At 67.6% G+C, this 23,196-nt stretch carries 20 protein-coding genes; 11 read left to right on the top strand and 9 right to left on the bottom strand.

Annotation, left to right across the window (positions count from 1 at the left end; translation table 11 throughout):
- Window positions 1-38: 38 nt before the first annotated feature.
- From AC07WJ_RS05495 to AC07WJ_RS05475, 5 genes are all read right to left on the bottom strand, one after another.
- Entirely contained in the window at window positions 39-1,028 is a 990-nt protein-coding gene (locus AC07WJ_RS05495; protein WP_494933498.1) for a Bug family tripartite tricarboxylate transporter substrate binding protein, read from the bottom strand.
- A gap of 37 nt (window positions 1,029-1,065) precedes the next feature.
- A complete protein-coding gene (locus tag AC07WJ_RS05490; protein ID WP_494933497.1) occupies window positions 1,066-2,838 on the bottom strand; it encodes a hydantoinase B/oxoprolinase family protein in 1,773 nt (590 codons plus the stop codon).
- A 12-nt stretch (window positions 2,839-2,850) separates the two neighbouring features.
- A complete protein-coding gene (locus tag AC07WJ_RS05485; RefSeq protein ID WP_494933496.1) occupies window positions 2,851-4,911 on the bottom strand; it encodes a hydantoinase/oxoprolinase family protein in 2,061 nt (686 codons plus the stop codon).
- A 125-nt stretch (window positions 4,912-5,036) separates the two neighbouring features.
- Window positions 5,037-5,951 carry a LysR family transcriptional regulator gene (locus AC07WJ_RS05480; protein ID WP_494933495.1) on the bottom strand — a complete coding sequence of 305 codons (915 nt, stop codon included), beginning with the start codon at window positions 5,949-5,951 and terminating at the stop codon, window positions 5,037-5,039.
- Between the two features lie 247 nt (window positions 5,952-6,198).
- Window positions 6,199-7,644, bottom strand: a complete 1,446-nt coding sequence (locus AC07WJ_RS05475) for an aldehyde dehydrogenase family protein (protein ID WP_494933494.1) — start codon at window positions 7,642-7,644, stop codon at window positions 6,199-6,201.
- A gap of 253 nt (window positions 7,645-7,897) precedes the next feature.
- Between AC07WJ_RS05475 and AC07WJ_RS05470 the strand changes: the two genes are divergently transcribed.
- Genes AC07WJ_RS05470 through AC07WJ_RS05460 form a run of 3 tightly spaced genes read left to right on the top strand, consistent with a single transcriptional unit; the run spans window position 7,898 to window position 10,704 of the window.
- Window positions 7,898-8,674, top strand: a complete 777-nt coding sequence (locus tag AC07WJ_RS05470) for an LOG family protein (RefSeq protein ID WP_494933493.1) — start codon at window positions 7,898-7,900, stop codon at window positions 8,672-8,674.
- Entirely contained in the window at window positions 8,674-10,269 is a 1,596-nt protein-coding gene (locus AC07WJ_RS05465; RefSeq protein WP_494933492.1) for an MBL fold metallo-hydrolase RNA specificity domain-containing protein, read from the top strand. The genes AC07WJ_RS05470 and AC07WJ_RS05465 overlap by 1 nt, the downstream gene beginning before the upstream one ends.
- A gap of 33 nt (window positions 10,270-10,302) precedes the next feature.
- Entirely contained in the window at window positions 10,303-10,704 is a 402-nt protein-coding gene (locus tag AC07WJ_RS05460) for a (R)-mandelonitrile lyase (RefSeq protein WP_494933491.1), read from the top strand.
- Window positions 10,705-10,779: 75 nt separating this feature from the next.
- Here the strand turns inward: AC07WJ_RS05460 and AC07WJ_RS05455 are convergent, their stop codons facing one another.
- Window positions 10,780-11,475 carry a GntR family transcriptional regulator gene (locus AC07WJ_RS05455; RefSeq protein WP_494933490.1) on the bottom strand — a complete coding sequence of 232 codons (696 nt, stop codon included), beginning with the start codon at window positions 11,473-11,475 and terminating at the stop codon, window positions 10,780-10,782.
- 134 nt (window positions 11,476-11,609) lie between these two features.
- Here AC07WJ_RS05455 and AC07WJ_RS05450 point away from each other — a divergent pair, with 134 nt between their 5' ends.
- The 7 genes from AC07WJ_RS05450 to AC07WJ_RS05420 all read left to right on the top strand — a co-directional run bounded on the left by AC07WJ_RS05450 (window position 11,610) and on the right by AC07WJ_RS05420 (window position 17,462).
- Window positions 11,610-12,602, top strand: coding sequence for a TRAP transporter substrate-binding protein (locus AC07WJ_RS05450; RefSeq protein ID WP_494933489.1), 993 nt, complete (start codon window positions 11,610-11,612; stop codon window positions 12,600-12,602).
- A 67-nt stretch (window positions 12,603-12,669) separates the two neighbouring features.
- On the top strand, window positions 12,670-13,197 hold the full coding sequence (locus AC07WJ_RS05445; RefSeq protein WP_494933488.1) for a TRAP transporter small permease: 528 nt from the start codon (window positions 12,670-12,672) through the stop codon (window positions 13,195-13,197).
- A gap of 4 nt (window positions 13,198-13,201) precedes the next feature.
- Window positions 13,202-14,482 carry a TRAP transporter large permease gene (locus tag AC07WJ_RS05440; RefSeq protein ID WP_494933487.1) on the top strand — a complete coding sequence of 427 codons (1,281 nt, stop codon included), beginning with the start codon at window positions 13,202-13,204 and terminating at the stop codon, window positions 14,480-14,482.
- Window positions 14,483-14,510: 28 nt separating this feature from the next.
- Window positions 14,511-15,347, top strand: coding sequence for a 5-dehydro-4-deoxy-D-glucuronate isomerase (gene kduI, locus AC07WJ_RS05435; RefSeq protein ID WP_494933486.1), 837 nt, complete (start codon window positions 14,511-14,513; stop codon window positions 15,345-15,347).
- A 5-nt stretch (window positions 15,348-15,352) separates the two neighbouring features.
- On the top strand, window positions 15,353-16,117 hold the full coding sequence (gene kduD / locus AC07WJ_RS05430; protein WP_494933485.1) for a 2-dehydro-3-deoxy-D-gluconate 5-dehydrogenase KduD: 765 nt from the start codon (window positions 15,353-15,355) through the stop codon (window positions 16,115-16,117).
- A gap of 14 nt (window positions 16,118-16,131) precedes the next feature.
- Entirely contained in the window at window positions 16,132-16,470 is a 339-nt protein-coding gene (locus AC07WJ_RS05425; RefSeq protein WP_494933484.1) for a cupin domain-containing protein, read from the top strand.
- A 98-nt stretch (window positions 16,471-16,568) separates the two neighbouring features.
- A complete protein-coding gene (locus tag AC07WJ_RS05420; RefSeq protein ID WP_494933483.1) occupies window positions 16,569-17,462 on the top strand; it encodes a PfkB family carbohydrate kinase in 894 nt (297 codons plus the stop codon).
- Window positions 17,463-17,478: 16 nt separating this feature from the next.
- Here the strand turns inward: AC07WJ_RS05420 and AC07WJ_RS05415 are convergent, their stop codons facing one another.
- Together AC07WJ_RS05415 and AC07WJ_RS05410 are read right to left on the bottom strand one after the other, a co-directional pair.
- Window positions 17,479-18,039: a GNAT family N-acetyltransferase gene (locus AC07WJ_RS05415; protein ID WP_494933482.1), complete on the bottom strand. Its 561-nt coding sequence runs from the start codon at window positions 18,037-18,039 to the stop codon at window positions 17,479-17,481.
- 50 nt (window positions 18,040-18,089) lie between these two features.
- Window positions 18,090-18,662, bottom strand: a complete 573-nt coding sequence (locus AC07WJ_RS05410) for a hypothetical protein (RefSeq protein WP_494933481.1) — start codon at window positions 18,660-18,662, stop codon at window positions 18,090-18,092.
- 152 nt (window positions 18,663-18,814) lie between these two features.
- On the opposite strand from AC07WJ_RS05410, the gene AC07WJ_RS05405 reads away from it, so the two are divergent.
- Window positions 18,815-19,915, top strand: a complete 1,101-nt coding sequence (locus AC07WJ_RS05405; protein ID WP_494933480.1) for a calcium:cation antiporter — start codon at window positions 18,815-18,817, stop codon at window positions 19,913-19,915.
- 34 nt (window positions 19,916-19,949) lie between these two features.
- Here the strand turns inward: AC07WJ_RS05405 and AC07WJ_RS05400 are convergent, their stop codons facing one another.
- Window positions 19,950-23,138, bottom strand: a complete 3,189-nt coding sequence (locus AC07WJ_RS05400; protein ID WP_494933840.1) for an efflux RND transporter permease subunit — start codon at window positions 23,136-23,138, stop codon at window positions 19,950-19,952.
- Window positions 23,139-23,196: the final 58 nt, after the last annotated feature.

Raw genomic sequence — 23,196 nt, 5'->3', positions numbered from 1 at the left:
TCCTCCAGCTCAGGCGCCGCGGATCGTTCCGATACCGGTCACTGCCCTTCCCGCCTGATGCCCATGGCCGCGGCGAGTTCGGCGAAGGCCTTCACCTCGCGCTCCATCTGAGCGCGTGCCGCATCCGGCCCGAGCCCGGTCGGCTGGGCGCCGAGGGCCGAGAACCGCGCCTGCATCTCGGGATCCGCCATGACCTTGTCGCATAGCGCGGCGATCTGCTCGACGAGCGCCCGCGGCATGCCGGCGGGGCCCGCCAGTCCGAACCAGGTGTCGGAGCGGATGCCCGGCAGCCCCGCCTCGTCGAAGGTCGGCACATCGGGCAGGAAGGCCGTGCGCTTCTCGGTCGCCACCGCCAGCGCCCTGACCGAACCGGACTGGATGAACGGCAGCGCCGAATTGACCGAGGAGAACACCATGGGCAGCTCGCCCGCCATGACCGAGCGGATCGAATCGGCCGAGCTGCGGAACGGAATGTGGCGCATGCGAATGCCGGCCGCGCGCTCGATCATGCCGGCCATCAGGTGCACCGTCGTGCCGAGGCCCGACGAGGCATAGGCGAAGTCCTCCGGCGGTTTGGCGCGGATCGCGGCCAGCAATTCCGCCACGTCGCGCACCGGCAGATCCGGCCTGACCACCAGCACGTTGGGGGAGGTTGCGTAGATGGTGATCGGCTCGAGATCGCGCAGCACGTCGATCGGCAGGTTGTTCATCACCGAGGGCACGATGGTGATGGTGCCGGGCACGCCGAGCAGCATGTAGCCGTCGGGAGCGGCACGTGCCACCACGCCGGCGGCGATCATGCCGCTGGCACCGGCGCGGTTCTCGATCACGATGGGCTGTGCGATCAGCGGCCTGAGCCCTTCGGCGAGCAGGCGGGTCGCCACGTCGCTGACGCCGCCGGCGCCGAAACCGACCAGGATCTGGATCGTCCGGCTCGGCCAGGCCTGTGCCCTGGCTCCGCTTGTTGCGGCGAGCAGCGCGGCGCCCGCCCCCAGGACGGTGCGCCGTGGTATCAGGAAATCCGGCATTTCTCTCTCCCTGTCTTTTTTGTCGTCACGCTTGGATTTACGGTCTTGCGCCCGGCGCGGCGCGGCGCGCGGCGGTGGCCGCGACGTCCAGCCGCCCCTCCGCGGTCAGCAGGACGCCATAGCTGGCGGCAGCCTGCTCCACGCTTACATAGCCGGCTTCGATATCGGCCAGGACACGCTCCGGTTCACGCTCGAAGGCCGGTCCGTAGCCGCCGCCGCCGCCGGAGACGACCCGCATCCGGTCGCCGGGGTCGAGCGCGAAGGTCCCTTTCCAGGCACGCAGGCTCTCACCATTGGCCCTGGTGATCTCGACGAAGCAGGTCTCGCCGGCGCCGCCGCCCGCCAGGCCCCAGGGTGGGCACTGGCCGCGCTCGAACTTGAGGCCCACCTTGCAGGGCGCGACAATGCGATAGTCCTTCTCCACGCCCAATCCGCCACGGCGCCGGCCGGGCCCGCCGCTGTCGGGCCGCAGGGCCTTGCGCATGAGCAGGAAGGGGTAGAGCGCCTCCTGCATCTCGACGGGAATGTCGGGCACGTCGCCATGGGCGTTGGAGCGCAACGGAAACGCGCCGTCCTCCTCCGCGGTCGCGCCCCAGCCACCCGTCACCGTATCCAGATTGGTGAAAAGTTCGCCGGTTTGCGGCAGCCGGCCGAACAGGGTGTGGACACCATAGGTGCCATGGTGGGCCGCGGCGACATGCGAGGGCAGCGCCCCGCCGATCGCCCGGAGGATGGTGTCCACGACGGTCGGTATGGTGTTGCCCGAGCCGCCAATGGGCGCATCGGGGCTCGCCGTCAGAAAGGTGCCGTCGGGCGCCTCGACGTCGAGCAGGTCGAAATCGCCCTGGCTGACCGGCTCCTCCGGCGTCAGCACATATTTGGCGGCGATCCGTGCCGCGGCGACCGCCCCGCCGTTGCGGCCGGCATTGGACGGGCCCGCCATTTGCGGCCCGAGGCCCGAGAGATCGACCGTCAGCCGCCCGTCCGCCGCGTGGACCGCGACGCGGATCGGCACGCTGACGCCCTTCTCGCCGTCGAGGAAACTCTCCGCCTCATAGATGCCGGCCGGGATCGCGGCGATCACATCGGCGGCCGCCTCCCGCGCCTGGCGCCGCATCGTCTCGACGGTCGCGCGCAGCATGGCCGCACCGCGCCGGCGCGCGATGTCGAGCACCATGTCGCGCCCGAGCAGGCAGCCGGCGAGCTGCGCCTCGAGGTCGCCGAGCAGAAGCCGCGGAAAGCGGCTGTTGGTGGCGCAGAGCCGGAACATGTCCTCGACCCGACGGCCGCCATCCAGCAACCGGACGCAGGGCAGTTGCAGCCCCTCCTGCCAGACATCCGTCGTCTCGGTGCCGGTGCTCGATCCCGGCGCCGAGCCGCCGACATCGATCCAATGAACCAGCACGGCGAAAAAGCCGAGCAGGGCGCCATTGGCCTCGCCGCCCTCGCGCACCGGCGTGAGCAGGACGACATTGTTGAGGTGCTGGCCGAGCGTTGCCGCCGAATTGGTCAGTATCGCATCGCCGTGGCGGAGCGCACCCGCGCCATGCACCGTGATCGCCTCGCGCACGCCGGTGCCCAATGCATTGGCGACGAAAATCGGCAGGCTGCCGCGCGACTGGGCGATCAGTGCCCCCTCGGGGTCGACCAGTCCGACCGAATAGTCCTTATATTCCTGCACCAGCGGACTGAATGCGCTGCGCTCGATATTGCGCTCGATCTGGTTGGGGATCGACAGGATCTCGTGGCGCAGGATCTCGATCTCGATCGGGTCCTGCGCCATATCGGTTTCCGGCAATGCGTCGCTCACGGACAATTCTCCTCAATCGATCAGGCGGATGGCGATCTCGCCGAGGGCGCCGATCGTCGCGACGTCGCCGGCGCCGATCAGCGTGGTCGAGCCGTATTCCTCGATCACCGCCGGACCGGTCAGGGTGAAGCCGGCTGGCAAGGTGTCGCGCCGCCAGACCGGCGCATCGACCCAGCCACCCGGGCGCAGATGCAGCGGCCGATGGGCAACCGGCGCCGGTCGCGTCCCGGCCGCGGCGGCCGGCGCCAGCAAGCCGAGGTCCGGCCGGTCGCCGGGATTTTCGGCGGTGACGCGCAGCCCGACGATCTCGGGCGCGAAGTCCTCGCCCAAGGTGCGGCCGAAGCGTTTGCCGTAGCCGGCTTCGAAAGCCGCGCGCAGCCCGTCGGCGGTCGGCACGCCCACGAAATCGACGGGAATGCTGTGGCGCTGGCCGCGATAGCGCATGTCCGCCTGCCAGTGCAGGAGGACGTCGCGGCCGGCGAATTCCCGCGCCGCCGCCGCCAGGGCCTCGCCCTTCAGTTCCGCCAGGGCGGCCTCGAGCATGGCCATGCCGGCGGCCGAGAGATCGGTTACCAGGCTGCGCGCCACATCCAGCCGGGCATTGGCCAGCAGCATGCCGACCGCCGAGAAATTGCCGGGTTGCGGCGGTACGATGACCTGCCGGATGCCGAGATGCCGCGCCAGCTCGACGCCGAAGATCGGGCCGCCGCCGCCGAACACGAAAAGCGTGAAATCGCGCACATCGTGGCCGCGCGCGACCGTCACCTCCTTGACCGCCCCGGCCATCAGGGTGGTCGCCATGTCCAGGATGCCATGGGCGACCCGCGTGGTCGCCGCCTCGCCGTCGCCATAACCGAGCGGCACCGCCGCGCGCCCGGCGATCGCCGCATGGGCCGCCTGGGCATCGAGCGCCAGCCGTCCGCCGAGAAAGCTCTGCCCCCCGATACGTCCGAGCCTGAGATTGGCATCGGTCACCGTCGGCTCGCCGCCGCCCCGGCCGAAACATGCCGGACCCGGCTCCGAGCCGGCGCTGCGCGGCCCGACTCGCAGGCGCCCTTGCGGATCGACCCAGGCGATCGAGCCGCCGCCGGCACCGACCTCGACAATGTCGAGCACCGGGCTCCTGATCGGAAAGCCGCGGGCATAGCCGCCGACCCAATAGGTCGGCTGCACGGCGAAGACCCCATCCTCGACCAGCGCGCATTTCGCCGTCGTGCCGCCCATGTCGAAGGCGATCATCTTGCCGAGGCCGAGCGCGCGCGCATAGGCCGCCGCCGCGATCACACCGCCGATCGGCCCCGACTCGACCAGCGCCACCGGCCGCTCGACCGCGGCCTCGAACGGCATGACCCCGCCATTGGAGCCCATCATCGCCAGCGTTCCGGCAAAGCCCCGCTGGCTCAGGCGCCGCGAGAAGCCGCCGGCATAGGCCGCGATCGCCGGGCCGACGAAGGCATTGGCCGCGGCGGTCGCGCTGCGCTCATATTCGAACCATTCCCGCGTCAGCGCGGTGGCCGCGGTGACATAGACACCGGGCAGGCGTGCGCTCAGGATCGCGGCGGCGCGCTGTTCATGGCGCGGATTGGCGTAGGCGTTGAGGAAGGAAACGGCGACCGCCTCGGCGCCGGCCGCGATCAGGACGGAAGCGAGCGCCTCGACCTCGGCCTCGTCGAGGGCCTCGATGACGCTGCCATCCGCACCCACCCGTTCCGTCACCTCGAAACGCAGCGCGCGCGGCACCAGCGGCGGCTCACGGCGCGAGCCGGTGTCGAACGGCACCGGCCGGTTGCCGCGCCCGATCTCCAGCACGTCGCGGAAACCGCGGGTCGCGACCAGCGCGGCCTTCGCGCCGCGCCGCTGCAGAAAGGCGTTGATGACATGGGTCGTGCCATGACGCAGCGCCGCGGTGTCGCCGATGTCCCCACCCGCCTCGTCGATGCCGGCGACGACGCCGTCGATCAGGTCGCGATAGGTCGTCAGCGTCTTGCCGAAGCGGATCTCGCCCTTGACCGGATCGTAGACCGTCACGTCGGTGAAGGTTCCGCCGGTATCGGCGGCAATGAAATGCGGCACGTTCGTTCCCTCACCCGTCAGCTCTTGACACCGAGAGTGAGCCAGGGACGGCGGCATGAGTAGCCGGCGCGCATGATTTGGGTTCGTGCAGATTCTGCACGAATGAGTCCCCGCCGAATGGCAAGCTAGCCGCGGATGCGGCGATGGTTGGCCAGCAAGCCTTCGGTCAGGTGATCGGCCAGCAGGCGCGTGCGCAGCGGCAGATCCTTGTGGGCGGCCAGGACCCACATCGCCGGCGGATCGCCGTCGGGATAGACCGAGCGCAGCTCGCCGAGCAGGTCGACGAGCCGGCCCTCCGCGATCCCGTCCCGGACCAGCGAGTCGGAGAGGCGAGCGACACCGGCGCCGGCAAGCGTCAGCGCCAGCAGCATGGTCCAGCTGTCGCAAGCCAGCTGCGAATGGATGCGCAGGGCATGCAGGCGGCCGTCCGCGGCCTCGAAATGCCATTCCGCCGGCTCGCTCACCGTATGAGTCAGGCAGGTGTGGCCGGCGAGTTCGGCAAGCGTCCTCGGCGTGCCCCGGCGCGCCAGATAGGCGGGCGAGGCGACGATCCGCCGGCTATATTCATAGATCCGGCGGCCGATCAGCTCGGCATCGGGGCGCCGGCCGGCGTGAATGGCGAGATCGCAGGCGCCGTCGAGCAGGCGGGCCGGCTCCTGCGCGATCGAAATCACGATGCGCACGTCCGGCTGGCGCTCCGCGAAGCTCGCCAGCAGCGTCGGCAGATAGGCGGAAGCCGCATAGTCGTTGGTGGCGATGCGGACGAGGCCCGAGGCCCGGCCCTGCATGGCGCCGATCTCATCGCGGATGCGGGCCCAGTCGGTGACCGCATGGCGCGCCCAGCCGAGCAGGGCGGTTCCGGCCTGGGTCGTTGCGATCGAGCGTGTCGTGCGCAGCAGAAGCTTTGCGCCGACATCCTGCTCCAGCGCCGCGATGCGCCGGCTGGCGAGCGACGGTGAAATGCCGAAGCTGCGCGCGGCCGCGGCGATGCTGCCGTGATCGACGACGGCTGCGAACAGGCGAAAGGCGTCGAGTTCCATGGCAAGTCCTACCGCGCCGGGACAACGGCACGCAGTCTTCCGCGCCGGCGGCTCCGGCGCCAGTCCCCGGCGCATATCGCGTCATGTGGCCGGGGCGCGGCACCTGGCCCCGGCCGGGAGGGCGGGCCGAACAGCATTGCGCCCCGGCGGGCGGTCCTGCGTGGACGGCCGGCCGGGGCGCAAGCGATGCGCTGCAGGAGCGGCGAAAGCCCGGGCCTGGTCGGGCCCGGGCAGTCACGGGCCAGGCTCAGGCGAGCGTGTAGCTGGTCTTCACCGTGGTGTAGAACTCGCGGGCATAGGCGCCCTGCTCGCGCGGGCCGTAGCTCGAGCCCTTCCGGCCGCCGAAGGGCACGTGATAGTCGACGCCCGCCGTCGGCAGGTTGACCATCACCATGCCGGCGTCGGAATTGCGCTTGTAGTGGGTCGCGTATTTCAGCGACGTGGTGCAGATGCCCGAAGCGAGGCCGAAATCGGTGTCGTTGGCCACCGCCAGCGCCTCGTCATAGTTCTTCACCCGGACCACCGCCGCGACCGGCCCGAAAATCTCCTCGCGGGCGATGCGCATGTCGTTGGTGACGCCGGTGAACAGCGCCGGCTGCAGGAAGAAGCCAGGCGTGTCGCGGTTCAGCCGCTCGCCGCCCCAATGCAGCTTGGCGCCCTCGTCGCGGCCGATGGCGATGTATTTCTCGTCCTGGCCGAGCTGGCTCTCGTCGACCACCGGGCCGATATGGGTGCCGGCCTTCAGCGCGTCGTCGACCACCAGGCCCTTCATCCGCTCGGTCAGGGCGTCGACGAAGCGGTCGTGAATGCCCTCGGTGACGATCAGGCGCGAAGACGCCGTGCAGCGCTGGCCGGTGGAGAAGAACGAGCCGTTGGCGGCAACCTCGATCGCGACGCCGAGGTCGGCATCGTCGAGCACCACGAGCGGGTTCTTGCCGCCCATTTCGAGCTGCACCTTCTTCATCGGCGTCGATGCGACGCAGGCCGCGGCCACCCGCCGGCCGGTCGAGACCGAGCCGGTGAACGAAATCGCCGCCACATCGGGATGTTCCAGCATGGCCTGGCCGACCACCGAGCCGCGGCCCATGACCAGGTTCAGCACGCCCTTCGGCAGCCCGGCACGGTTGAGGATGTCGACCAGCGCCCAGGCCGAGCCCGGCACCAGATCGGCCGGCTTCAGCACCACGGTATTGCCATAGGCGAGCGCCGGCGCCAGCTTCCAGGCCGGAATGGCGATCGGGAAGTTCCAGGGCGTGATCAGGCCGATGACGCCGACCGGCTCGCGGGTGACCTCGATGCCGACGCCCGGACGCACCGAATTGACCAGCTCGCCGTTGAGGCGGAGCGCCTCGCCCGCGAAGAAGGCCAGGATCTGGCCGGCGCGGGTCACCTCGCCAATGCCCTCGGGCAGGGTCTTGCCCTCTTCGCGCGACAACAGCTTGCCGAGCTCGTCCTTGCGCGCCAGCACTTCGTCGGAAGCCTTCTTCAGGACCTCATAGCGCTCCTGCGGGGTCGAGCGGCTCCAGGCCGGGAAGGCGGCCTTGGCGGCGGCGACCGCCGCTTTCAGGTCGTCGGCCGAGCCCTGGGCATATTCGCCGACGACATCGCCGGTATTGGACGGGTTCAGGTTGGGCGAGGCCTTCTCAACGGCGACAAACTCGCCTGCGATGAAATTGCGGAACACGGTGGTCATGGCGTCGCTTCTCCGAGATTGCATCGATCCGGACGGGGATACCGGATCGCGGCCTGTAGTCGGGCTTGGGTGCCGCTCAGCACGACCAAGGCCCTGATAGGGCCGGCATGGTTTGCACATTCCGGCGCGTGAAACCAGAGCAAGCCGCCCGCATGGCAGGGTCGCCGGCCGGCCGGCCCGATCGCGGCCGGTCGACCGCGGCCCGTCCTGGGTCTACCATCGGATCCCGACAGTGAGCCTGAGACATCAAGACATGCATGACCCCGCTTCCAACGCCGCCCAGCTCGCCTCCCCCTCCTATGTCCTGCCCGCCCTCGACCAGGATTTCCTGCTGGCCGAAGCCCAGCGCGGCGTTCGTTTCCTGCTCGAATACGAAAAGGCCGAACAGGCGCTGCGCCGCTGGGCCGTGCGCTCGACCATCGTCGTGTTCGGCAGCGCGCGGGTGCGCGAGGACGGCCCGGGGCGGCAAGCCGCGTGGTATGCGGCGGCACGCGAATTCGGCCGCCTGGCCTCGCTGAACGGCGGCGCCCTCAGGGCCAATCAGGGCGGTCGCGACAATGTCATCGCCACCGGCGGCGGCCCCGGCCTGATGGAGGCCGCCAATCGCGGCGCGGCCGATGCCGGCGCGCCCTCGATCGGCTTCAACATCCGCCTGCCGCACGAGCAGGAGCCGAACGCCTATTCGACCCCCGACCTGACCTTCCTGTTTCACTATTTCGCGATGCGCAAGATGCATCTGGCCATGCGCGCCAATGCCCTGGTGGTGTTTCCCGGCGGCTTCGGCACGTTCGACGAGCTGTTCGAGGTGCTGGCACTGATGCAGACCAACAAGATGCGCGCCATTCCCGTCGTGCTGTTCGACGAGCAATATTGGCGCTCGGTCGTCCATTTCGACACCCTGGTCGAAACCGGCATGGTCAGCCGGGCCGAACTCGACCTCCTGAGCTTCGCCGATACGCCCGCCGCGCTCTGGGACCTGATCGCCAAGGCCGACGGTATCGCCCCGCCATCACCGAAGGGAGCCGCCTGATGTCGATCCGCTTGCATGTTCTGGGCGCCGCCCGGGTGGTCACCGGCTCGTCCTATCTGTTCGAGGCCAATGGCCGGCGCATCCTGGTCGACTGCGGCATGTTCCAGGGCTCGAAGACGCTCAAGGCGCTGAACTACCGGACCTTTCCGTTCCGCCCGGCCGACCTGCACGCGGTCTTGCTGTCCCACGCCCATATCGACCATTCCGGCCTGCTGCCGAAACTCACCAAGGCCGGCTTCCGCGGGCCGATCCACGCCACCCGTTCGACCGTCGATCTCTGCTCGATCATGCTGCCGGACAGCGGCCATATCCAGGAAATGGAGGTCGAGCAGCTCAACCGGCGCAAGAGCCGCAAGGGCGAGGCCAAGGTCGAGCCGATCTATACGGCGGCCGACGCGGTCGCCTGCCTCGACCAGTTCCGCGCTGTCGACTACGGCAAGTGGCTGCCGCTCGGCGCCGGCATCCGGGCCCGCTACTGGAATGCCGGCCATATTCTCGGCTCGGCCTCGATCGAACTGGAGTTCACCGAAAGCGACGGCACAGCGCCGGTCCGGGTGCTGATGTCCGGCGACCTCGGGCCCGACGCCAAGCTGTTCCACCCGGATCCGAACGGCCCGGTCGATCTCGACCTGGTCGTCTGCGAGGCGACCTATGGCGACCGCGACCGGCCGGCGACGACGGTGAGCGGCCGGCGCGCGGTGCTGGCCGCCGAGGTCAATGCCGCGGCCAAGCGCGGCGGCCCGCTGCTGATCCCCTGCTTTGCCGTCGAGCGCACCCAGGAAATCCTCGCCGACCTCCTGTCGGCAATGGAACAGGGCGAGGTGCCCGAAGCCCAGATCTTCGTCGACTCGCCGCTCGCCATCAAAGCCACCGAGATCTTTCAGAGCCATGCCGGCGAACTGGAAGACAATGGCGGGCTCGAACGGCTGGCCAATTCGCCGCAGGTGCGCTTCACCGAATCCGCCGACCAGAGCCGCTCGCTCGAACGCCTGCGCGGCTTCCACATCATCATCGCCGCAAGCGGCATGTGCGACGCCGGCCGCATTCGCCACCACCTGAAGAACCATCTCTGGCGGCCGTCGACCACGGTGCTGATGGTCGGCTATCAGGCCGAGGGCACGCTCGGCCGCATCATCCTCGACGGTGCCCGGACGGTGAACATCCAGGGTGACGAGGTCAAGGTGCAGGCGACGATCCGGATGATCGACGCCTATTCCGGCCACGCCGACCGCAGCGAAGTGCTCGACTGGCTCGCCGCGCGCAAGCCGATCCGCTCGGGCGTGGTCCTTGTCCATGCCGAGGAACGGGCGCTCGCGGCTTTCGCGCCGACCGTCGGCGAACGGATCGTGCCGCCCGAACAGGTCATGGTGCCGCATCTCGACGACACCATCGAGATCGCTGCCGGCCAGGCCCGCATCCTGGCGCCGGTGCCGACCCGCCGGCTCGAGCCCGACCGCGTGGTCGGCCACGACTGGCACAACGATACCGCGGCTTTTCTGCTCGACCTGCGCGCCGCGCTCGACAAGGCCGCCGACGACCGCTCGCGCAACGTCATCCTGCGGCGGCTGAAGCGCGCGCTCGCCGGCGAAGACTGAAACGGCTGTCCCGACAATCCGAAGGAGACTGAGATGGACATCAAGCGGTCAGGATCCCGCCCCTCGACCAGGCCGTCGAGCGACTATTTCACAGGCAGCGTCAGACAGGACCCGATCGTCGAGGCCCCCGCCCCGGCCAGGGTCCGCGCCCTCAACGTCACCTTCGAACCCGGCGCCCGCACCGCCTGGCATACCCATCCGCTCGGCCAGACCCTGATCGTCACCTCCGGCTGCGGCTGGACCCAGACCTGGGACGGCCCGATCCAGGAGATTCGCCCGGGCGACGTCGTCTGGATCCCTCCGGGCGAGAAACACTGGCACGGCGCGACGGCCACCACCGCGATGACCCATATCGCCATCCAGGAGAGCCTGGACGGCAAGACGGTGGATTGGCTGGAACAGGTGTCGGAAGAGCAGTACGGGCCGCGGGCCTGAATTTGAAAAGCGACGATAAATCAACCCTCTCCCAAAGGGAGAGGGTTGATTCAGCTGAGCTTTCTGCGCCCCGCCTCACTCGAAAAGATCGGCGAATTTCAGCTCGATGCCGGCGACCGCGCGGAGAATCTCGTTGAGGTGATGGGTCATCGCCGCGACCGCTGCCTCGGCATTGCCGGCTTCGACCGCCTCCAGGATCGCCCGGTGCTGCGCCACCAGCGGCTCCATCGTGCCGATGCTGTGCAGGGTCAGGGCGCAGACCCGGTCCATATGGGCCTTCTGCTGCTCGATCGCCGCCCAGGCCGCGAGGCAGCCGGCGCCCTCGGCGAGCGCCACGTGGAACAGCGTGTCGAGCTTCTGGAAGGTTCGGTGATCGTCGGCCTCGACGGCCTTGGCCTGGGCCTCGATCAACGCATGGGCACGGTCGCGGTAATGCGGATCGAAGCGCTCGCAGGCACGCCGGATGATCGCCAGCTCCAGCGCCTCGCGGATGAAGCGCGCGTCGAGCATGCGGCGCACCGACAATTTCACCACGACGGTGCCGCGCTGCGGCTGAACGTCGAGCAGGCCGGCCCGCATCAGTGCGATGAAGGCCTCCCGCACCGGCTGGCGCGAAACGTGGAAGCGCTCGCCGATTTCGGTCTCCGACAGGCGTTCGCCCGGCTTGATCGTCAAATCGATGATCTGCATCCGCAATTCACGTTCGATCCGGGCCGCGGCGCTTTCGACCGCGCGGGGCGAACCGGATTGAAGAGGCGCGAGATCGAGCATCATTGGTCCTGGGCTTGAACTTCCATACAAGTGCATACTAGACTATCCGGCGAAGCGAAACCCCATAAACGCGGGCGCGCTTTGAATGTTCCCCGTCGCCAGAAGGGAACATGACGGCCAACCGGGAGGAAACCATGCTGTCACGCCGGACGCTCATGTCCACCGCCGCCGCGCTTGTCGCGACCCCCGCCCTCACCGGCCGGGCCTTTGCCCAGACCGTGACGCTCAGATCCACCGACATCCATCCCGATGGCTATCCGACCATCGAGGCGGTCAAGTTCATGGGCAGCCTGATCGAGCAGCGCACCGGCGGCCGCATCAAGATCAACGTGTTTCATTCCGCCCAGCTGGGCCAGGAAAAGGACACCATCGAGCAGACCCGCTTCGGCGTCATCGATATGAACCGCATCAACATGGCGCCGTTCAACAATCTGATTGCCGAAACCAACGTGCCGTCGCTGCCGTTCCTGTTCCGCTCGGTGGCGCATATGCAGAAGGTGATGGACGGCGAGATCGGCGACGGCATCCTGAACGCCTTTTCCGCCCATGGCCTGGTCGGTCTCGCCTTCTACGATTCCGGCGCCCGCTCCTTCTACAATTCGAAGCGGCCGATCGCGACGCTGGCCGACATGAAGGGCATGAAGATCCGGGTCCAGCAGTCCGACATGTTCATCGACCTGGTCAATGCGCTCGGCGCCAATGCCACGCCGATGCCCTTCGGCGAGGTTTATACCAGCCTGCAGACCGGCGTCATCGACGGCGCCGAGAACAACTGGCCGAGCTTCGAATCGACCCGCCATTTCGAGGTCGCGAAATTCTATTCGCTGACCGAGCATTCGATGTCGCCGGAAGTGCTGGTCATGTCGAAACGCTCCTTCGACAAGCTCAGCCCCGGCGATCGCGACATCGTTCGCGCCAGCGCCAAGGAATCCGTGCTGAAGATGCGCGAGCTCTGGCAGGCCCGCGAGAAGAGTTCGGAGGCCACCGTCCGCGGCCGCGGGGCGCAGGTCAATCCGGTCGAGAAACAGGCCTTCATCGACGCGATGAAGCCGATCTACGACAAATATGTGAAGGATGCCGGGCTCAAGGCCATGGTCGCGAAGATCCAGGCGGTCACCTCGGCCTGATCGGGCTGGGCCGGGCCGGCGCGGCCGACGCGCCGGTCCTTCGACTTCTCCATTCCACGAGGCTTTCATGCGTCAAACCGCGGCGGCACTTTCGCGCGTGCTCGCGCCGATTTCGAGACTTGCGCTGTGGCTCTCGGGCATCGGCCTTCTGGTCATGACCGCCATGGTCGCCTGGCAGGTGTTCGGCCGCTACGTGCTCAATGCCTCGCCGAGCTGGACCGAGCCGGCGGCGCTCCTGCTGATGAGCTGGTTCATCCTGCTCGGCTCGGCCGTCGGCGTGCGCGACGGCACCCATATGGGTTTCGAGATCGGCCTGCATTACGCCCCGCCGACGCTGAAGATCGTGCTGATGCAGACGACCAATCTGCTGATCATCTGCTTCGGCCTGTTCATGGCCTGGTACGGCTACGAGCTGACCGTCGAGACCTGGGCGGCCAAGATGCCCGGCATCAACCTGCCCCAGGGCGTCGACTACATGCCGCTGGCCGGCGGCGGGCTGCTCATCGCCCTGTTCTCATTCGAAAAGCTCGTGCGCGTCATCGCCGATCCCGACGCCGCCATCAAGGCGGTCGAAGCCCCCAAAGTGGAGATCTGACGTCGTGGAACTCTGGATTCTCTTCGGCGTGTTCGGCGGTCTCCTGCTGATCGGCACGCCCGTCTCGTTCTGCCTCGGCATCGCCTCGCTCGCCACCGTCGTCTATATGGGCCTGCCGGCGATGGTGGTGTTCCAGCAGATCAATTCCGGCATGAACGCCTTCGCCATGCTGACCATCCCCTTCTTCATCTATGCCGGCGACCTGATGATGCGCGGCGGCATCGCCGACCGGCTGATCGCCTTCGCGGCGACGCTCGTCGGCCATCTCAGGGGTGGGCTCGGCCAGGTCAACGTGCTGGCCTCGATCTTTTTCGGCGGCATTTCGGGGTCGGCGGTGGCGGATGCCTCCGCCATTGGCGGCATCATGATCCCGCAAATGGCCAAGCGCGGCTATGACCGGGACTATGCGGTCAATGTCACCGCCAATGCGGCGATCATCGCGCTGCTGGTGCCGCCATCGCACAACATGATCATTTATTCGCTCGCCGCCGGCGGCAATATCTCGATCGCCGACCTGTTCACCGCCGGCATCGTGCCGGCCCTTTTGCTCGCGCTGGCGCTGATGATCACCGCCTATATCGTCGCGGTCCGGCGCGGCTATCCCGCCGAGTCCTTTCCCGGCGGGCTGGCGATCGCCCGCGCGCTGGTCGTCGCCATTCCCGGCCTGCTCTTGATCGGCATCATCTTCGGCGGCGTCCGCTCGGGCGTGTTCACCGCCACCGAGAGCTCGTGCGTCGCGGTCGTCTATGCGCTGCTGCTGACATTCGTGGTCTATCGTCAGCTCGGCTGGCGCGAGTTCGTCGATGCGACCCTCGGCGCCGTGCGCACCACGGCCATGGTGCTGCTGGTCATCGGCACGGCCGGCGCCTTCGGCTGGCTGATGGCCTTCCTGCAGGTGCCGGCGGCAACGATTGCCTTCATGCGCCAGCTCTCCGACAACCCGATCGTCATCCTGCTCTTGATCAACATCGTGCTGCTGGTGCTCGGCACCTTCATGGACATGGCGCCGATGATCATCATCTGCACGCCGATCTTCCTGCCCGTGGTGAAAGCCTTCGGCATCGACCCGATCCATTTCGGCGTGATCCTGATCCTCAATGCCGGCATCGGCCTGAACACGCCGCCGGTGGGCTCGGTGCAATTCGTCGCCTGCGCGATCGGCAAGGTGACGATCGCCGAGAGCATGCGCACCATCTGGCCGTTCTACGGCGCCTCCGTCGCCGTGCTGCTCCTGATCACCTACGTCCCGGGCTTCTCGCTCTGGCTGCCCAACCTGTTCCGCTGATTTCAGCCTCACCGCATCGGGGATTTCGATGACCATCGACATTCGTCAAGCCTCTCACCCTGAAGCCGCCGCCGGCTACGACACCGCCGCGCTCCGCCGCCACTTCCTGATCGAAAGCCTGTTCCATCCCGGCGAGATCAAGCTGACCTATTGGCATGTCGACCGGCTGGTGGTCGGTGGCATCACCCCGACGGTGGCGCCCCTGAAGCTCGAAACCGCCAAGGCGATCGGCACCGAGACTTTCCTGGAACGGCGCGAGCTCGGCATCTGCAATATCGGCGGCCCGGGCCGGGTCACCTGCGACGGCGAGGCTTTCAAGGTCGACCTGCGCGACATGCTCTACGTCGCCATGGGCACCAGGGAGGTGCAGCTCGAGAGCCTGGATGCCGCCCATCCCGCCAAGTTCTACCTGCTGAGCACGCCGGCCCATGCCCGCCACAAGACGGTGCTGGTGCGCGAGGCCGACGCCAATGCGATCGAGCTCGGCAGTCAGGAACAGGCCAATACCCGCACGCTGCGGCAATATATCATCCCTGGCCGGGTCGCCTCCTGCCAGCTCGTCATGGGCCTCACCACACTGAAACCCGGCAATATCTGGAACACCATGCCGAGCCACGTCCATGACCGGCGCTGCGAGGCCTATCTCTATTTCGATCTCGCGGCCGACGCCCGGGTGTTCCACATGATGGGCGAGCCGACCGAGACGCGCCATCTGGTGGTCGCCAACGAACAGGCGATCCTCTCGCCCGGCTGGTCGGTTCATTCCGGTTGCGGCACCGCGGCCTATTCCTTCATCTGGGCCATGGGCGGCGACAACCAGGACTTCGCCGACATGGATATGGTGCCCATGGCGGACCTTCGGTGATCGCCATGACGAACCCGGTCAATTTTTCGCTTGCCGGCCGCCGCGCCCTGGTGACCGGCGCCAATACCGGCCTCGGCCAGGCGATCGCCATCGCCTTGGCGGTCGCCGGCGCCGACATCGTCGCCGTCGGTCGCTCGGCCATGGACGAGACCGAGACGGCGGTCACCGCGCTCGGCCGCCGGTTCCTGGCGATCAAGGCCGATCTCGCCACCATCGACGTGATCGAGCCGGTCGTCGCCGAGGCCTCCAGCCAGGCCGGCCCGATCGACATCCTGGTCAACAATGCCGGCATCATCAGGCGTGCCGACTCGCTCGATTTCACCGAAGCCGACTGGGACGACGTGATGAACGTCAACCTGAAGTCGGTGTTCTTCCTCAGCCAGGCGGTGGCCCGCCGCATGGTCGCCGAGCACCGCCGCGGCCGGATCATCAACATCGCCTCGATGCTGTCGTTCCAGGGCGGCATCCGCATCCCCTCCTATACCGCGTCGAAAAGCGGGCTTGCCGGCCTGACCCGTCTGCTCGCCTGCGAATGGGCCGCCAAAGGCATCAATGTGAACGCCATCGCCCCGGGCTATTTCGTCACCAACAATACCCAGGCGCTACGCGCCGATCCGGAGCGCAACGCCGCCATCCTCGCGCGCATTCCCGCCGGCAAATGGGGCGATCCGGGCGAACTCGGCGGCGCCGCCGTGTTTCTCGCCTCCGATGCCGCAAGCTATGTCCATGGCACCGTGCTCGCCGTCGACGGCGGCTGGCTGGCGCGTTGACCGGGAGAACCGACATGATCGGCAGCGACATCTATCTGCATGACGGCGACGTGCCGTGGCAGGATCTCGGCGGCGGCGTGAAGCGCAAGATCCTGTGCTACGACGCCACCGTCATGCTGGTCCGGGTGGTCTTCGAGACCGGCGCGGTGGGCGCTGCCCACCACCATCCGCATATCCAGTGCACGCTGGTGGCCAGCGGCCGGTTCGAAATGACCATTGGCGGCGTCAAACGCATCCTGAAGGCCGGCGACAGCTTCATCGTGCCGACCGACGTGGTGCATTCGGCGCTCTGCCTGGAGGCCGGCGAGCTGGTCGATACCTTCGCGCCGATGCGCGCGGATTTCATCGGCTGAGGGCGATGCAAGGCAGCCTTGGCCGCGCCACTCTTGGACCTCGGCCTCATCTCGGCCACTCTCGCGGGTGATTTTGGCAATCAGCATCGAGAGTGATCGTGCAAGCGCTTTTCATCGGGCAGACCTATATCGACGTGACCATGGTCGCCGACGCCATTCCCTCCGGCGACGACAAGGCCGTGGCCAGGGACTACGCCATTTCCTTCGGCGGCAACGCGGTGACCGCCGCCTTCGCCGCCGCCAAGCTCGGCGTCGCGCCGGACCTTCTGGCCTCGCTGGCGCATGATTGGCTCGGCCGGATGTTCTCCGACATGGCGGCCCGCTACGGCGTGTTCCTGCATCCGCGCCCGGTGAAACGCTCCTCGCTCTCCTTCGTCATCCCCAATGACGGCAAGCGCGCCATCCTGCGCGCCCGCGACGACGACTATCTGCATCCCTTCCCCAACCTCAATCTGTCCGGCTGCCGCATCCTGCATCTCGACGGCCACCAGCCGGACGCCGCCATCGCCTATGCCAAGGCCTGCCGCCATGCCGGCATCGCCACCTCGCTCGACGGCGGCGGCCTGCGTTCCAACACCCATGAACTGCTGGAATTCATCGATATCGCCGTGGTCGCCGAGCGGCTCTGCGAGCAGATGGAGCTCACGCCCCGGGAAATGCTGACCTATCTGCATGCCCGGGGCTGCCGCATCGGCGCGGTGACGCTCGGCGAGCGCGGCCTGATCTGGATCGACGAAAAGGCCGCTACCCACGCCATGCCGGCGCTGGCGGTGCCCGCCATCAGGGTGATCGACACCAATGGCGCCGGCGATATTTTCCACGGCGCCTATGTGGCATCCTGGCTGGCGCATCCCGATGCCGGCTGGGACGAGCATTTCCGGTTCGCCCGCGCGGCCTCCGCCTATTCGGTCCAGCATCTCGGCAATGAGACGAGCCTGCCGACATTGGCCGATATCGCGGCGGTGAGGAAAGAATTCGAAACGGCTGGCTGAGACGCGCAATGCGACGTCAGGCCCGGCTCCTCCGATCGCTCGAAAGCAGGCCGTAGACGAGATCGTCGCGCCAGAGGTCGCCGACGCGCAGGTTGTCCCGCAACAGGCCTTCGCGGCGGAAGCCGAGCTTTTCGGCGAGCGCGATCGAGGCGCTGTTGTCGGGGTGGATGAAGGCCTGAAGCCGGTGCAGGCCGAGTTCGCCGAAGCAGAAGTCGAGCATGGCCGAAACCGCCTCGGTGGCGATGCCCTGCCGGTGGCGCGCCGGATCGATCATATAGCCGATGCTGGCGCGCCGGCTGCGAATGTGGCCGTCGTGATAATTGACGAGACCGAGACAGCGATCGGTCCCGGCATCGGCCACCGCCCAAAAGCGATAATAGGACGGTGTGCAGTCGATGAAGTTGCGTACGCTACGCTCGGTTTCGATGCGCTTCGTATAGACCGGCTGGTTCCAGAAGCGCATCGCCGCGGGATCGGCGAAACATTCATGCATCGCGTCCGCGTCCTCGGCACGAAACTGGCGCAGGCGCAGGCGCTGGGTCGAGAGGATCGGGTGCGGGATGGACTGTTTGGCCATGTCGGGCGCATCCTGTCAGGGCAGCCAGCAAAGCGGATTCGAGACCGGCGTCACAGCCCTTGAAACCACCGCGCGCGTGAGATCGGGCCGTGGGGGACGGTTGTCGCCGAAAGCGCGGCGGGGGTGACCGACGCCGGCCCGGACGCCCCGACACCCTCCGTCTCGCATCGGGTCTGCCAACGGCTCGGCTTGCCGGTCGCGACCAGGGCACCGTCGCGGATCGAGTAGTTGCGGGTTCCGACCGCGACATTGTCGATCACGCGGATGCGCCCGTCATCCCCCCTGGTCAGGGTGAACCTGCGGCGCTGGTCGCCATCCGGCAACCGAATGACGAATTCGAACCGTCCGTTCGCCAGCACGCGTGCCGACAGCACCTGCAATTCGTCGCGAACGTCGCCGAAATCGCGCGGATGAACCAGGCGGCCGTCGCGAACCGCATAGGTCAGGCTGCCATTGGCCCGGCTCGGCGGCGCGGCGCAATCGATCCGCCAGGTGCCGAGAATATCCCAGGCCCGCGCCGCGGCGATATCGTCGGCCGGCCGCGCGGCGGCCGGAACGACCATGGTCATCAGGGCCGCGACCAGCCCGGCCAGGGTGCGCATCATGCTATCGGCTGGCGCCATGACGAACCGGCTCCGTGAGTCGCGACAGATCTTGCGACGCTAGGCCGCCCCGGGAAAGCCGGTCAATCGCCGTTTCCGTGGTCACACGGGGTTGAACCCGCGGACGATCGCCCGCACTGTGCGGCAGCACCCAGAACAATGGAACACCCCGCATGACCGCCGGCCGGCGCCCAAAATCCGTCATCACGCCCATTCTCGCGCTTGTCGTCGCGGTCATCGGTACCTTTGCCCCCGGGCTGATCAATGCCATTCCCGGCACCGCCGTGGTCTGGCCCCTGATCGAATTCGCCGTGCTGGTCGCCGCCGTCTTCGCCGCCATCCATCACGCCGACGTGGTCGCCCACCGTACCGGCGAGCCCTATGGCACGCTGGTGCTCACCCTTGCCGTCACCATCATCGAGGTGGCGCTGATCGTCTCGATCATGCTGGCCGGCGACGGCAGCCCGATGCTGGCGCGCGAAACGGTCTTCGCCGTGGTCATGGTGGTGTGCAACGGCCTCGTCGGCATCTGCATCATTCTCGGCGGGCTGCGTTATGGCGAACAGGGCTTCCGCCTGCCCGGCGCCAGCGCCTATCTGGTCGTGCTGATGCCGCTTGCGACCCTGACGCTGATCCTGCCCAATTACACGACCAGCGTGCCCGGGCCGTTCTTCAACGTCTCCCAACTCGTTTATGTCGGCGTGGCGACGCTGGTGCTCTACGGCGTGTTTCTCTATGTCCAGACCGTGCGGCACCGCGACTATTTCCTGTCGGATTCCGGCGTTTCCACGCCCGACGAACATGCCCATGTGCCCGACAATCGCGCGGTCGCCCAGAGCGTGGCACTGCTGACGCTGGCACTGGTCGGCGTGGTGCTGCTCGCCAAGCATTTCGCCGCATCGGTCAAGATCGCGGTCAACTTCGTCGGCGCGCCGATCGGCGCCATCGGCCTGCTGGTCGCTATGCTCGTGCTGCTACCGGAGAGCATCGCCGCCGTCCGCTCGGCCAAGCGCAACGAGCTGCAGAAGAGCCTCAACCTGGCGCTCGGTTCATCGCTTGCGACCATCGGCCTGACCATTCCCGCGGTCTGCCTGGTCGCCATCGTGCTCAACCAGCCGATCGGCCTCGGCCTCGACAACCGCGACATGGTGGTGCTGATCCTGACCTTCGGCGTCAGCCTGGTCACCTTTGGCGGCGGCCGCACCAACATCCTGCCGGGCGTGGTGCACCTGGTGCTGTTCGCCACCTATGTCTTCCTGATCTTCGCGCCATAAGGGCGCGAAGGCGGGGAATCACGAGGTCAGACCGTCACTCTGCCGCCATCGGCAGCTGCAACTGCCCGATGGGCGCCGGCGCCGCGGAGGTTTCCTGCTTGTGCGCCGGCTTGACCCGGAACCAGACCGCATAGAGCGCCGGCAGGAACAAGAGCGTCAGGATGGTCGCGCCGAACAGGCCGCCGGCAATGGTGATCGCCATCGGCCCGAAGAACAGCGAGCGCGCCAGCGGGATCATGGCCAGGATCGCGGCGAGCGCGGTCAGCACCACAGGACGGGACCGGCGCACCGTCGCCTCGATGATCGCGTCGTGCAGCGAATAGCCATTGGCCTGGTCCTCGTCGATCTGCTGCACCAGGATGACCGTGTTGCGCATGATCATGCCGGCGAGCGCGATCAGGCCGAGCAGCGCCACGAAACCGAAGGGCGCGCCGGTGACGTTGAGCGCGAAGGAGGCGCCGACCAGGCCGAGCGGCGCGGTCGAGAACACCAGGAACAGCCGCGAGAACGACTGCAGCTGCAGCATCAGCACGCTCAGCATGGCGAGCAGCATGACCGGGAACAGGATGAAGATCGAGCTGTTGGCCTTGGCCGATTCCTCGACCGCGCCGCCCTGCTCGATGCGCATGCCGACCGGCAATGTGGCGATCACGTCCTTCAGCGCGGCCTGCACCTGGGCACTGACGACCGGCGGCTGAATGCCGTCGCGCACGTCGGAGCGCACCGTCATGGTCAGGTCGCGGTTGCGCCGCCACAGGATCGGGTCTTCCTGCTCGAATTCGATGCGGGCGACCTGGGCGAGCGGCACCGGCACGCCGCCGCGGGCGATGATGGTGAGATCGCCGATACGGCCGAGATCGACGCGCTCCGGCCCGACGGCACGCGCCACGATGTCGACGCGCTCGGTGCGGTCGCGCACGCTGGTGACCGTGACGCCGGACAAAAGCGTCTGCAGCGTCTGCGCCACGTCCTGGACATTGAGGCCGAGCGAGCGGGCGCGGTCCTGGTCGACCACCAGCTTCACCGAGGGCGACTGCTCGTTCCAGTCGAGATGGGCATCGCGGGTATTCGGATTGGCGCGCATGACCTCGCGCACCTTGATCGCCACGTCGCGCACCGCCTGCGGCTCGGTGCCGATCACCCGGAACTGCACGGGGAAGCCGACCGGCGGGCCGAAATTGAAGCGGTCGACGCGCACCCGCGCCTCCGACAACTTGCCGCTGGCGACCTCGGCCTCGAGCCGCGCCTTGATGCGCTCACGGGCTTCCAGGTCTTTTGAGATGATGACGATCTGAGCGAAGGATTCGTCCGGCAGCTGCGGATTGAGGCCGAGCCAGAAGCGCGGCGAGCCCTGGCCGACATAGGTCGTATAGGTCTCGATATCGCTGTCGCCCTTGAGCATGGCCTCGGCCCGCTTGGCGGTTTCCAGCGACGCGGTGATTGCCGTGCCCTGCGGCATGCGCATCTCGAAGAACAGCTCGGGCCGCTCGGAGATGGGGAAGAACTGCTGCTGGACACGGCCGAAGGCGACCACCGAGGCGACGAACACCACCAGCGTGCTGGCCACCACGAAGAACTTGTGGTCGACCGACCAGCCGACGGCACGGCGCAGGATTCGGTACATGCGGGTTTCGTAGATCGCATGCGGGTCGGAATGATCCGGCCGCGGCGGCGCCGGCTTGCCGCGCTTGGCGGCGCGGGCCGCCGCGCGCTCATATTTGCGCTGCTCCAGTTTGTGGAAATCCGGCAGCAGCTTGGCGCCGAGATAGGGCGTGAAGATCACCGCGACGAACCAGGAGACGATCAGCGCCAGGCCGACCACCCAGAAGATGCCGCCGGCATATTCGCCGACCGATGAATTGGCGAGGCCGACCGGCAGGAAGCCGATGGCCGTCACGAGAGTGCCGGTCAGCATGGGAAAGGCGGTCGAGGTCCAGGCATAGCCGGCCGCCGACAGGCGGTCCCAGCCCTGCTCCATCTTCACCACCATCATCTCGACCGCGATGATCGCGTCGTCGACCAGGAGGCCGAGCGCGATGATCAGCGCGCCGAGCGAGATGCGATGCAGGTCGATGCCGAGCGCGAACATGGCGATGAACACCACCGTGAGCACCAGCGGCACCGACAGCGCCACCACGATGCCGGTGCGCCAGCCGAGCGACACGAAACTGACGAAGAGCACGATCGCCAGTGCCTCGAGGAAGGAGCGGGCGAATTCCGAGATCGCGTGCTCGACCACCTTGGGCTGATCGGCGATCTGGCCGAGCTCGATGCCGACGGGAATATCGCGGCGGAATTCGTCGCGGGCCTTGGCGAGCTCCTCGCCGAGCGTCGTGATATTGGCGCCCTTCTGCATGACCACGCCGACCAGCAGAGCCTGCTGGCCTTCCTGCCGGATCAGGAAGGTCGGCGGGTCGACGAAGCCGCGGGTAATGGTCGCGATGTCGCCGAGCCGGAAGATCCGGCCATTGACCTCGACCGGTGTCGCCGCCACCGCCGCGACGCCGTCGAGCGCACCGGTGACGCGCAGCGGCACACGCACCGAGCCGGTGTCGATGGTGCCCGCCGGCACCACCGCATTCTGCCGCTGCAAGCTTTCGAAAATGGCCGAGGCCGGTACGCCCAGGGTGGCCAGCTTGGCATGGCTGAACTCGACGAAGATGCGCTCGTCCTGGGCGCCGTAGAGATTGACCTTGGTGACATTGGGCACGCGCAGCAGCCGGCTCTTCAGCCGCTCGGCGATGCGCTTCAATTCGGCATAGTTCGCGCCGTCGCCGGTCAGCGTGTAGAGCACCGAATCGACGTCGCCATATTCGTCGTTGACGTTCGGGCCGATCAGGCCGGCCGGCAGCTCGCCGCGCAGATCGTCGAGCTTCTTGCGGGTCTGGTAGAACAGGGTCGGCACGTCGCGCGCCGGCGTATTGTCGCGGAACACCAGCTGCATCGCGGTGAAGCCGGGCTTGGTATAGGTCTGCACCCGCTCGAACCAGGGCAGCTCCTGCAGCTTCTTCTCGATCCGCTCGGCGACCTGGTCCTGCATCTCGCGCGCCGTGGCGCCCGGCCAGACGGCGGTGATGACCGCGACCTTGATGGTGAAGGACGGGTCTTCGGCGCGGCCGAGCCGGAAATAGGAAAAGGCCCCGCCGGCGACCAGCGCCAGGATCATGAACAGGACCAGCGCCGGATGGGTCACCGCCCAATGCGACCAGTTGTTCCGGGTCAGGGACGGATCATGGGCGTCGTGTGCGGCGGACATGGGGCCTCTCCCGCGAAACTCGGGC

The sequence above is a fragment of the Phreatobacter sp. GW821-FHT04C01 genome, from assembly GCF_059420385.1.
Note: the sequence above shows the minus strand (reverse complement) of the source record. Positions and strands in the feature narration are given on the sequence as shown.

What these genes read in the sequence shown, in the direction of transcription:
- AC07WJ_RS05495 (WP_494933498.1), bottom strand. Translation starts at nt 1,028, where the DNA reads ATGCCGGATTTCCTGATACCACGGCGCACCGTCCTGGGGGCGGGCGCC.
- AC07WJ_RS05480 (WP_494933495.1), bottom strand. Translation starts at nt 5,951, where the DNA reads ATGGAACTCGACGCCTTTCGCCTGTTCGCAGCCGTCGTCGATCACGGC.
- AC07WJ_RS05475 (WP_494933494.1), bottom strand. Translation starts at nt 7,644, where the DNA reads ATGACCACCGTGTTCCGCAATTTCATCGCAGGCGAGTTTGTCGCCGTT.
- AC07WJ_RS05470 (WP_494933493.1), top strand. Translation starts at nt 7,898, where the DNA reads ATGCATGACCCCGCTTCCAACGCCGCCCAGCTCGCCTCCCCCTCCTAT.
- AC07WJ_RS05465 (WP_494933492.1), top strand. Translation starts at nt 8,674, where the DNA reads ATGTCGATCCGCTTGCATGTTCTGGGCGCCGCCCGGGTGGTCACCGGC.
- AC07WJ_RS05460 (WP_494933491.1), top strand. Translation starts at nt 10,303, where the DNA reads ATGGACATCAAGCGGTCAGGATCCCGCCCCTCGACCAGGCCGTCGAGC.
- AC07WJ_RS05455 (WP_494933490.1), bottom strand. Translation starts at nt 11,475, where the DNA reads ATGCTCGATCTCGCGCCTCTTCAATCCGGTTCGCCCCGCGCGGTCGAA.
- AC07WJ_RS05450 (WP_494933489.1), top strand. Translation starts at nt 11,610, where the DNA reads ATGCTGTCACGCCGGACGCTCATGTCCACCGCCGCCGCGCTTGTCGCG.
- AC07WJ_RS05445 (WP_494933488.1), top strand. Translation starts at nt 12,670, where the DNA reads ATGCGTCAAACCGCGGCGGCACTTTCGCGCGTGCTCGCGCCGATTTCG.
- kduI (WP_494933486.1), top strand. Translation starts at nt 14,511, where the DNA reads ATGACCATCGACATTCGTCAAGCCTCTCACCCTGAAGCCGCCGCCGGC.
- kduD (WP_494933485.1), top strand. Translation starts at nt 15,353, where the DNA reads ATGACGAACCCGGTCAATTTTTCGCTTGCCGGCCGCCGCGCCCTGGTG.
- AC07WJ_RS05425 (WP_494933484.1), top strand. Translation starts at nt 16,132, where the DNA reads ATGATCGGCAGCGACATCTATCTGCATGACGGCGACGTGCCGTGGCAG.
- AC07WJ_RS05415 (WP_494933482.1), bottom strand. Translation starts at nt 18,039, where the DNA reads ATGGCCAAACAGTCCATCCCGCACCCGATCCTCTCGACCCAGCGCCTG.
- AC07WJ_RS05410 (WP_494933481.1), bottom strand. Translation starts at nt 18,662, where the DNA reads ATGGCGCCAGCCGATAGCATGATGCGCACCCTGGCCGGGCTGGTCGCG.
- AC07WJ_RS05405 (WP_494933480.1), top strand. Translation starts at nt 18,815, where the DNA reads ATGACCGCCGGCCGGCGCCCAAAATCCGTCATCACGCCCATTCTCGCG.